Source organism: Klebsiella pneumoniae complex sp. WS1778 (genome assembly GCF_049472055.1).
Lineage (GTDB): Bacteria > Pseudomonadota > Gammaproteobacteria > Enterobacterales > Enterobacteriaceae > Klebsiella > Klebsiella quasipneumoniae.
This window is the reverse complement of record NZ_JBKGTJ010000020.1, coordinates 1-845: the sequence shown is the minus strand read 5'-3', so window position 1 is coordinate 845 and position 845 is coordinate 1. Positions and strand designations below refer to the sequence as shown.

Annotated in this window: 1 protein-coding gene; it reads right to left on the bottom strand. The window is 54.7% G+C overall.

The window, feature by feature from the left end; genetic code table 11:
* Positions 1–845 (bottom strand): elongation factor Tu (gene tuf, locus ACLEXF_RS25430; RefSeq protein WP_125316073.1); only part of this gene is annotated, 845 nt, incomplete at both ends.

Genomic DNA, 845 nt, shown 5'->3' with positions numbered 1-845 from the left:
ATGTACACTTCAGATTCGAACTTGGTGTGCGGGTTGATGGTGCCCGGCTTAGCCAGTACCTGACCACGTTCGATTTCTTCACGTTTGATACCACGCAGCAGAACACCTACGTTCTCACCAGCACGGCCTTCGTCCAGCAGTTTGCGGAACATTTCAACGCCAGTACAGGTGGTTTTCGCGGTTTCTTTGATACCAACGATTTCAACTTCTTCACCCACTTTGATGATACCGCGCTCTACACGACCGGTAACAACGGTACCACGACCGGAGATGGAGAATACGTCTTCGATCGGCAGCAGGAACGGCTTGTCAATCGCACGCTCTGGTTCCGGGATATAGGTATCCAGGTGGCCAGCCAGTTCGATGATTTTCGCTTCCCACTCTGCGTCGCCTTCCAGCGCTTTCAGAGCAGAACCACGAACGATCGGGGTGTCGTCGCCCGGGAAATCGTACTGAGACAGCAGTTCACGAACTTCCATCTCAACCAGTTCCAGCAGCTCTTCGTCATCAACCATGTCGCATTTGTTCAGGAACACGATGATGTACGGAACGCCTACCTGACGACCCAGCAGGATGTGCTCACGAGTCTGCGGCATCGGGCCGTCAGTCGCAGCAACAACCAGGATCGCGCCGTCCATCTGCGCAGCACCGGTGATCATGTTTTTAACATAGTCGGCGTGGCCCGGGCAGTCTACGTGCGCGTAGTGGCGAGTCGGGGTGTCATATTCAACGTGAGAGGTGTTGATGGTGATACCACGAGCTTTTTCTTCCGGCGCGTTATCGATCTGGTCGAATGCGCGAGCGGAACCACCGTAGGTTTTAGCCAGAACGGTAGTGATGGCAGC